Raw genomic sequence first — 8,537 nt, 5'->3', positions numbered from 1 at the left:
CGGGCGACCGTGCCCTATCTGCTCAAGGGCATCGTGTTCGGCAACGATGGCCGGGCGCTGTCGCCCTGGCACACCACGAAAAAGAACGGGCGCCGGTATCGCTATTACGTCCCGCAACGAGACTGCAAGGAATATGCGGGAGCGTCCGGGTTGCCGCGCCTGCCGGCCGCCGAACTGGAATCGGCGGTGCTCGACCAGTTGCGTGCGATCCTGCGCGCGCCCGATCTTCTGGGCGAGGTGTTGCCGCAGGCGATCGAACTCGACCCGACCCTGGACGAAGCGCAGGTCACGGTGGCCATGACCCGGCTCGACGCGATCTGGGATCAGCTGTTCCCGGCCGAGCAGAGCCGGATCGTGAAATTGCTGGTCGAGAAAGTCATCGTGTCGCCCAACGACCTCGAGGTGCGGCTGCGCGCCAACGGCATCGAGCGTCTGGTGCTCGAGCTGCGTCCCGAGCCCGTCGAGCAGACGGAGGAGGCGTTGGCATGAGCGACATCCGCATCCTGAAGACCGGCGAGCCGGACATTCTCCAGACGAGCGACGGCAGGTTGACCCTGTCGGTGCCGATCCAAATCAAACGGCGCAGCGGACGCAAGTTGGTCACGCTGCCGAACGGCGAAACCGTTCCCGTAAGGCCGTGGGATATGACACCGACGCCGCTCCAGTTGGCGCTGGCGAGAGGGCATCGCTGGCTGGCCATGCTGGAGTCGGGGGAAGCGAAGTCACTGAAGGAGATCGCCGCGCGGGAGGGGATCGACAACAGCTACGTGAGTCGGATGGTCAACCTCACCACGCTGGCGCCGGACATCGTGGCTGCGATCCTGGACGATACGCTGCCGAATCATGTCACCCTGTTCGATCTGGCGGTTGATCCGCCGGCCCTGTGGGAGGAGCAGCGCGCGCGGATTGGGCTTGGAAGTGCCTGACCTCACGCCAGCCGATTGACCTTGTCCTGTATGGCGGCGCAGGTTTCCAGAATCGCATCGAACTCCGGCTGATCTGACAGCAGCAGGCCGTCCTCGCTCATCGCCGCAAAATCCTGTGCCAACGCTGTGCGCGACGGGCCTTCGGGTACCAACGTGAGCGAGCCGCTCACGGCCTCGACGTAGTCGATCTTGCCGCCGTTGGCATCCTTCTCGGCGAAGAACATCGACTTGTGCTCGGCCACCTGATGCGCCAGTTGCCGATCGGCGGCCGCCTTGTCGAAATGCTCGCTTCGCGCCAGCGCCGCCAGGTCGTACCAATGACGTGAATACCGCTCACCGCGCAGCCGTTCCTGGCGGCAGTAGACGTGTGCGGCCGTGGCCTTCTCCCAGAACGTGCGCTCGGCGGCCATCACCAAAGGGCGTGCTGTCGGGAAGGTCACGCCTTCGATCCAAGGCGCGATATCGCAGGCGACTTCATGAAAGTGGTGCGGCTCCCCGGTGGCGCGCGCTCCGAACTCCAGTTGGACCGTCGCGGAGACATAGCCCGTGCCGGTCTTTACGGCGGGATAGGCGATGATCAGCTTGTCGCGCTCCTGGCCGGCGAGACTCAAGTCCGCCTGCAAGCCGTTCGCGGCCAAGGCGTCATCGATGACGGGGCGTACCGTCTGCTCGATCCAGTCGGGAAGCCGTGCGCGCACTGCGCGGGTGATCTTTTTCTCCTGGCTCGCAGACGCTGGAATCGGATTGCCTTCGCGCAGCAGATCCGGCACCAGGGCGCGGATGTCGTAGGTCAGATCGATGTCTTCCGAGAACCGCTCGATGACCTTGTAAACCTTGGAAAGCGACGTACCACCCTTGAAGGTCAGCGTGTCGGCGATGGAGGAGGCGTAGATCGCCGCGAGCGTCCACACCACCCAGATGTCTTTTTCCAGCAGATGTGCCGGGCGGCCGCTCTGGGCGGCCGCGTATTCCAGGGCCTCGACCCGATCGGCCTGGCTGAGCGCGAACCAGGACTCAGCCATGTGCATTCACCTCGCTGACGGCGCGGGCCATCCAGCCGGGCAGGGCCGCGCGAGCTGCCTGCAGGGCGGCCCATTCTTCCGCGGGCAGTTGGGCATGGAGGATGTGCAGGGCGGAGGGCGCCTGCTCGGGCCCCAGCCAGGACAGGGCGCGAATGGCCTTGCCGGCCGCGCGCTTGCCGAGCGCGAGCTGCCAGCGGCTGCCGTGCTTGAGCTCGACGATGCGGTTGCCCAGGCGCAGCTTGCGCGTGGGTCCCGAGGTCAGAAAGATCTCCCGGGTCGGCACTTGCGTGGTCAGCCCCAGCGCATTGGCTTCCGCCGCGCCATTGGGCACGACGACTTCACCGTGGGTGGACGCGATGGCTTCGACGACGGCCTCGGTCGAGGGCGGGCGGGAACCGAAGCGGCTGGTTACCGGCAGGGCGTAGGCCCCCCGTCCCACGCGCAGCAACTTCCCCTCGCGGGCCAGTCGGGCCAGCGCCTGATCCACCGCCGCCCTAGACGCCAGATGCAGAAATTCCTTGGGCGAGACCAAGCCTCCCTCCGGCAGGGCCTGGGCGGCGGACAGAATGGCTTCGCTGAGGTGGCTCATGGGGGTGATCTCCGTTTGTCAGAAGTATAGAGATATTTCTGACATTCTTCAAACCGCCTCGGCGCTGGCATGAACGGTGTGGTTTCCTTTGGTCGGGCGATGCTGCAATCCAACCGCTTGATTCGTCCGCGCGTAAGCCATTGATCTATATGGCACCGCGTTGCGGCCTTTGCGGACTTCGGGCGTGTCCGGGGGAGCGAGGCCGGAGAGAAAAATGGCCAGGAGAGAGAAGAAGGCGGCCTTGGAAAGGGCCATGGGCCGGATGCCGAAGTCCGCAGGCTTCCGCAGGAATCCCCGCGAACACGCGGGAACCGGCGCGATCAGGCAAGAAAAAACCCCAACCGAGAACGGTTGGGGTTTCATTATTGGTGGATGGGAGGGGGATCAAAAAACTGTCCGAAGGACACTTTATGTGCCGGCCAGGTAATCGCGGACCATTTGGATCAACAGCCAGCCGAGCATCAAGAACACCGTAACGAAGACCATCGCGCCGAAGAACTCGATCACCCGGAGGATGCCGACGTACAAGCGCATGACGGCGTGATACGGCAGAGAGAGGATCCAAACGACCGCGCGAGCGCCGGTTAAGGTCATCCGCCCCGCCCGAGCGACCGGCGCGACCGCCGCGATCACATCGGTGCGCGTGGGCCAGACCAGGCGTGGACCTTTAAACGGCGGCCGTGTGCGGCCCGCCGTTCCAGGCCGAAACGGGACAACGTTCTCCCTGTTCATCCTTGGCTTTTTCTCCATGGTTTACCTGTGTTCTATGATCGGCGCTCGCGCGTGGGTGACTTGATCTTTGAGGTAGGTGGCCATCGCTGTTGCCGCCGCACCTCCCATAGCGCCGGCTAACAGACTGATCCCCACGAGGATGGCCACTTGCGAAGAGCCCTCTCTTCTGTTGTCATGAGCGGTGCCTGAGGATTTTTATCGTCCATGACCGAGCCTTCGGTTCATGATTATGGGAAAGACCCGAGCATAAGCCTATAAGGCCTATGTCCAGCGCGTCAGCGGTCCGGATAATAAATTCTGCGCTGGATTACTCTAGCGCCCAAGCTTCAATGTGTGTGCCGAGGAGACAGCTTTCGGCGAGCGCCAATAGCCGCCCATTCGACCAGTTCAAAATCACCGATTCCGCGTGCAATTACACCAGTCGAGCACTGTCATGGAGCGACATGTAATTGATAAGTAAACATTTCTTTGTGGCACTTTATTTGCTTTGTGTTTATTGCCGACATCGTTAAATCCCATTTGGGTATCTGTTTTTCGGCAAAAACATTCCCGTGTTTCGTGGAGTATTCTGATGCGGTTTATGAACCAGTTCGTTTACAGCATCGTGCTCGCTGTTCTATCCATCGTAGTGACTGACGTCGATATTGCCCAGGGTCTGAGTGACGATTCCAGGAAGCAAATGACGGTTCATTCAGTTAAATACGAGTAAGCAGCATCGCCGATATTCAACCTGTCCCTGCCATTCTCTGAATCGATGAACAAATATTTGCGGTCAAGCGCCACCTCGAGCAAGAGGCTCTTGGCGGTACTGGCCTCGGTCTGGCCATGGTTCAGCGCTTCACGCGCGACCTGGGCGGGCAGCTGGATATTTCGAATGTCGAGCCCCGTGGAGCTCGGGTGAGTTTAACGCTTCCTTGTCAATGGGTCTGAGTTTGCCGTGCTGAATACCTTGCTGATCATCGAAGACGAGGCCTTGTTCGGTTCCGAACTGACGCGCCACTATCGCAAGGCGGGTTGGGAAGTGGAATGGGCCAAAGACCTCAAGGATGCGAAAGAGTTGCTGCTGGAACAGGGATTCGAGCCGATCTTGATCCTGTCCGACATGAATCTGCCGGACGGCAACGCTCTGGATTTCATGGAATCGCTTCAAGGGCAGATCGCCAATACCGAATGGCTGCTGCTCACCGGGTACGGGAGCGTGCCGGATTCGGTGCGGGCTTTGCGCCTGGGTGCGTACGACTTCCTCGAAAAACCGTGCGAGATGTCGCGGCTCGACTTGGTGATCGCCGCCGCCGCCCGCAGCGCCCAGGCCCAAAAGCGCCTGGCGCAGCAAGTCCGCCAGCGCTATCGCCGTTATTCGCCGGAGGCCTATGTCGGCAAGAGCCGAGCGGCGCAGCGGGTGCGCGAGATGTTGACGCGCTTGACCCAAGTGCCTTTCAGCGCCTTGATCATCGGCGGCGAAACCGGCACCGGCAAGGGCCTCGCGGCCCGCATCCTGCATTATGGCGGGAAACGGGCGGAAAACCCGTTGATCGAGCTCAATTGCGCGGCGCTGCCGCGCGAGCTCCTGGAATCCGAACTGTTCGGGCACGAGGCCGGCGCATTCACGGGCGCCCTGTCACGGCACCGGGGATTGATCGAACAGGCCGAAGGCGGCACCTTGTTCCTCGACGAGATTGGCGAGATGGCTCCGGATCTTCAGTCCAAACTCCTCAAGGCGATCGAGGACCGGAAAATCCGCCGGCTGGGCTCGGAGAAGGAAATTTCGGTCGATGTGCAAATCCTCGCGGCAAGCCATAGGGATCTGGAGGACATGGTCAAGCGCGGCGAATTCCGCGGCGATCTTTACCATCGCTTGAGCGTGTTCAAGCTCACCTTGCCGCCCCTCAGGGACATCAAGGAGGACTTGGAAGATTTGGTGGAGCTTTTCGTGGCCGAGTTCAACGCCAAGGCCGGCAAGCACGTCAAGGTGGTTCCGGAAGCGGCCTGGGCGGAATTGCGGGCGCACGACTGGCCCGGCAATGTACGGGAATTGCGGAACGTCATCGAGCGTTGCGTGCTGTTCGCCGAGGGGCCGCTGTTGCCGGTCGAATGGTTGCAGCTGCGCCGGCACGGCGAAAAAGGAATGCCGGGCATCGATGCCGCGAGCGCGGACGGATTGTTCATTCCGCTCGACGGGAGCATGGCGTTGGACGATATGGATTGTTACATCATCCGAACCACCCTGGAGCGCCACGACGGCAACGTCACCGCCGCTGCCCGCGCCCTCGGCACGACCCGCGAAACACTGCGCTATCGCATCCGGAAGTACGGGTTGAAAGAATCGAGCTGAGCGGGCGATTGAGCGTACCGCGTCGAATCTGGTCGAGGGCATTGATAGTGGTTTAAGCCCCAAAAAAGTTGGTGGCTTTAACCGGCCTTACGGGGGTTGTTAAGGTTCGAATATGAATATATACCTATTAAATCAATAATATGGTGTCATAGCGAAAGGCGGCACAAACGTTGCAGGTCGTGGGGTCCGGAAAAGCCACCAAACCTGCCATCATGATTTCTCGCATATTCGGCCATCGAGTCGGCATCCCGGTGATTTTGGCTCTAGTCAGTCTGACGCTGTTTACCGGGCTCAGGACGATGTTGTTGATCGAGAGCTTTCCCGATCTCCCGCAGGAAACGATGTCCTTGCTTGCCGTCTATGTCCAAGGCTTGCTTTACGATCTCGTCGTTTGCATCTGGGCCTTCGCGCCACTGGCCATCGGTCTGGAAGTGCTGCCGGAACGAATCTACCACACGGTGGTCCACCGGCACCTCATGTTCGCCCTGGTGGCCGGTCTGTTCTTCGGGATCGGCTTCGTGATGGTCGCCGAGTGGCTGTTTTGGCAGGAATTTTCCGCTCGCTTCAATTTCATCGCCGTCGACTATTTGATCTATCGGCGTGAAGTCGCCGGCAACATCGCCGAGTCCTATCCGCTGGTCGCGATTCTCTCGGCCTTGGTGATCGTTGCCTTGACCAAGCTCTATTGGGTACGCGGCGGGCTGCGCCGTGCGCTGGAGGAACGCACCCCGCCGCGGCAGCGGGCGGTTTCGGCCGGCTTCGCAATCTTGCTTCTCGTCGGCGCATCCTGGTTCGACGGCGATAGGTTTGCCCCGCTTTCGACGAATACCTATGTGGACGAGCTCGCTCGCAATGGCCTCTTTCAGTTCTTTTATGCCTTCCGTCATAACCAGCTCGATTACGAGCGCTACTACTCGGTCGAAGATCCGACTCTGGCTTCAGAGTTGCTTCGCGCCCAGGTCTTGCTTCCGGGGGAGCGATTTACCGGCAGTCAGCTATTCGATGTGACGCGCCGGGTATCGCCCCCCGAGGCCGAGCGGAAGCTCAACGTTATCCTGATTACCGTCGAAAGCCTGAGCGCGGACTATCTGAGGGCATTCGGCAACTCGGACGGCCTGACGCCGAATCTGGACCGATTGGCAACAGAAGGGCTTTTGTTTACCCGGTATTACGCGACGGGCAACCGCACTGTCCGTGGGCTCGAAGCGGTGACGCTCGGAATCCCGCCGACCCCGGGGAATTCGGTAGTGCGCCGTCCAGACAACGCCAATTTGTTTTCCTTAGGGTCGGTTTTCCGTGCCAAGGGGTATGACGTGAAGTTTCTTTACGGGGGATACGGCTACTTCGACAACATGAACGCATTCTTCGCATCGAACGGCTACGAGGTGATTGACCGAGCGCTGTTCGCCGAGGACGAGAAAGGCTTCGCCAACGTTTGGGGCGTCGCGGACGAATATCTTTATCGGCGGACTTTGCGTGAGGCCGACCGAAGTCATGCCGCGGGCAAGCCCTTCTTTTCATTGCTCATGACGACGTCGAATCATCGGCCTTACACCTTCCCCGAAGGTCGAATCGACGCGCCGCAAAGGAATCGCAAAAGCGTTGTTCGGTACACCGACTGGGCGATCGGCCACTTCATCGACGAGGCCCGCAGGCACGCATGGTTCGAGGATACGGTGTTCGTGATCGGGGCCGACCATTGTGCCGGCAGTGCCGGCAAGGATGCGGTGCCGTTGCTCCGCTACCATATTCCGCTCATCGTTTATGCGCCCAGGTACGTCGCGCCTCGGACCGTCAATCAAGTCGCGAGTCAGATGGATCTTCCGCCGACGGTGCTCGGTTTGCTCAACCTGCATTACACCAGCCGTTTTTACGGCCGGGACATTCTGCGCACACCGCCGGACCAGGGGCGCGCGCTGGTGGCCACCTATCAGCGCGTGGCGCTTTACGAGAACGATCGACTGACGATTCTGTCGCCGCGCCGCCTGGATGAGATCCATCTCGATCCGCTGGGCAACGACATGGTTAAGCCTATGGCGTTCGATAAGACCGCCGGTGCGCGCACCATCGCCTGGTATCAAGGGGCCTCCTGGGCGCTCAAACACGGCTTGTTGTCGGCACTGCCGCCATCGGCCCACAACAACGCGGCGCCGCGAACGGAAAAATCGCTGCTGAGCGATTTCGGACATTGAGATCATCGTTTCTTCGTCAACTGGCGCTGCCGGTTGCTGTTCTCGCGGTAACCCTCGTTCTGGTGGAGCTGAACGGTTGGGACGTTGCGCTAAGCGACAGGTACTTCGACGCCGCAACGGGAACTTTTCCCTTGCGGAACGATGCCGTATTCAAACGTCTTCTGCACGATGCCGCGAACTGGGTGGTGCGCGGCGTGGCGCTCGCCGCAGTCCTTCTGCTGGTTGCCTCGTTCTTCCTGTCGATGCTTATAACTTGGCGGCGGACGCTCGTCTATTTGCTGCTCTCCATGGGAATCTCGATCGGGAGCGTGGCACTACTCAAACTGCACACCACGCCGGCATGTCCTTGGTCGGTCGAACGCTATGGCGGTACTGCGCCGCATTACGGCACTGCCAATCTGCGTTTCGTACCCATGGGCGAAGCCGGACGGTGTTGGCCGAGTGGGCATGCTGCGGGCGGATTCTCGCTGCTAGCACTCTATTATGCGGCTCGTGCTCGCCGATCGCGGGTTGCGCCGGTGGCCCTTTTGTTGAGCTTTGCCTTTGGCTGCACCCTGAGCTGGAGTCAGATCGCGCGCGGCGCGCATTTTCTCTCCCATAATCTTTGGAGCCTGAGCATCTGCTGGACGACCGCCACCATTTTGGCGTGGTACATGGGAATAAGACCGGAAAGAGAAGAAACATAAACGACTCTAGCACGTGAAGAACTCGTCCGGTATTAGTGACGACGGCTGTGGGCTTTAA

General features: G+C 60.7%; 10 protein-coding genes. 7 read left to right on the top strand and 3 right to left on the bottom strand.

What is annotated here, in order from left to right; translation table 11 throughout:
• Positions 1-489: zinc ribbon domain-containing protein (locus ABJK70_RS16575; RefSeq protein WP_347258511.1), on the top strand; the 489-nt coding region annotated here is incomplete at its 5' end.
• Positions 486-926: a LacI family transcriptional regulator gene (locus ABJK70_RS16570; protein WP_347258510.1), complete on the top strand. Its 441-nt coding sequence runs from the start codon at positions 486-488 to the stop codon at positions 924-926. The genes ABJK70_RS16575 and ABJK70_RS16570, both read left to right, overlap by 4 nt.
• 2 nt (positions 927-928) lie before the next feature.
• Here the strand turns inward: ABJK70_RS16570 and ABJK70_RS16565 are convergent, their stop codons facing one another.
• The 3 genes from ABJK70_RS16565 to ABJK70_RS16555 form a co-directional block, all read right to left on the bottom strand.
• Complete coding sequence (locus tag ABJK70_RS16565; protein WP_347258509.1) at positions 929-1,948, bottom strand: nucleotidyl transferase AbiEii/AbiGii toxin family protein; 1,020 nt, start codon at positions 1,946-1,948, stop codon at positions 929-931.
• A complete protein-coding gene (locus tag ABJK70_RS16560; RefSeq protein ID WP_347258508.1) occupies positions 1,941-2,537 on the bottom strand; it encodes a DUF6088 family protein in 597 nt (198 codons plus the stop codon). Before ABJK70_RS16560 ends, ABJK70_RS16565 begins: the two co-directional genes overlap by 8 nt.
• A 408-nt stretch (positions 2,538-2,945) precedes the next feature.
• On the bottom strand, positions 2,946-3,269 hold the full coding sequence (locus tag ABJK70_RS16555; RefSeq protein WP_347258507.1) for a hypothetical protein: 324 nt from the start codon (positions 3,267-3,269) through the stop codon (positions 2,946-2,948).
• Between the two features lie 571 nt (positions 3,270-3,840).
• On the opposite strand from ABJK70_RS16555, the gene ABJK70_RS16550 reads away from it, so the two are divergent.
• From ABJK70_RS16550 to ABJK70_RS16530, 5 genes are all read left to right on the top strand, one after another.
• Positions 3,841-3,978 (top strand): hypothetical protein, encoded by a 138-nt coding sequence (locus ABJK70_RS16550; protein WP_156881922.1) that lies wholly within the window; start codon positions 3,841-3,843, stop codon positions 3,976-3,978.
• A gap of 41 nt (positions 3,979-4,019) precedes the next feature.
• Positions 4,020-4,199, top strand: coding sequence for an ATP-binding protein (locus ABJK70_RS16545; RefSeq protein WP_347258512.1), 180 nt, complete (start codon positions 4,020-4,022; stop codon positions 4,197-4,199).
• 7 nt (positions 4,200-4,206) lie between these two features.
• Positions 4,207-5,601, top strand: a complete 1,395-nt coding sequence (locus ABJK70_RS16540) for a sigma-54 dependent transcriptional regulator (protein WP_077727874.1) — start codon at positions 4,207-4,209, stop codon at positions 5,599-5,601.
• A gap of 212 nt (positions 5,602-5,813) precedes the next feature.
• Positions 5,814-7,793 (top strand): sulfatase-like hydrolase/transferase, encoded by a 1,980-nt coding sequence (locus tag ABJK70_RS16535; protein ID WP_347258506.1) that lies wholly within the window; start codon positions 5,814-5,816, stop codon positions 7,791-7,793.
• Positions 7,790-8,479, top strand: a complete 690-nt coding sequence (locus tag ABJK70_RS16530) for a phosphatase PAP2 family protein (protein ID WP_156881255.1) — start codon at positions 7,790-7,792, stop codon at positions 8,477-8,479. The genes ABJK70_RS16535 and ABJK70_RS16530 overlap by 4 nt, the downstream gene beginning before the upstream one ends.
• Positions 8,480-8,537 lie beyond the last annotated feature (58 nt).

The sequence above is a fragment of the Methylocaldum sp. genome, from assembly GCF_039794385.1.
Lineage (GTDB): Bacteria > Pseudomonadota > Gammaproteobacteria > Methylococcales > Methylococcaceae > Methylocaldum.
The sequence above is the reverse complement of the archived record's forward strand: the minus strand, read 5'-3'. Positions and strand labels throughout refer to the sequence as shown.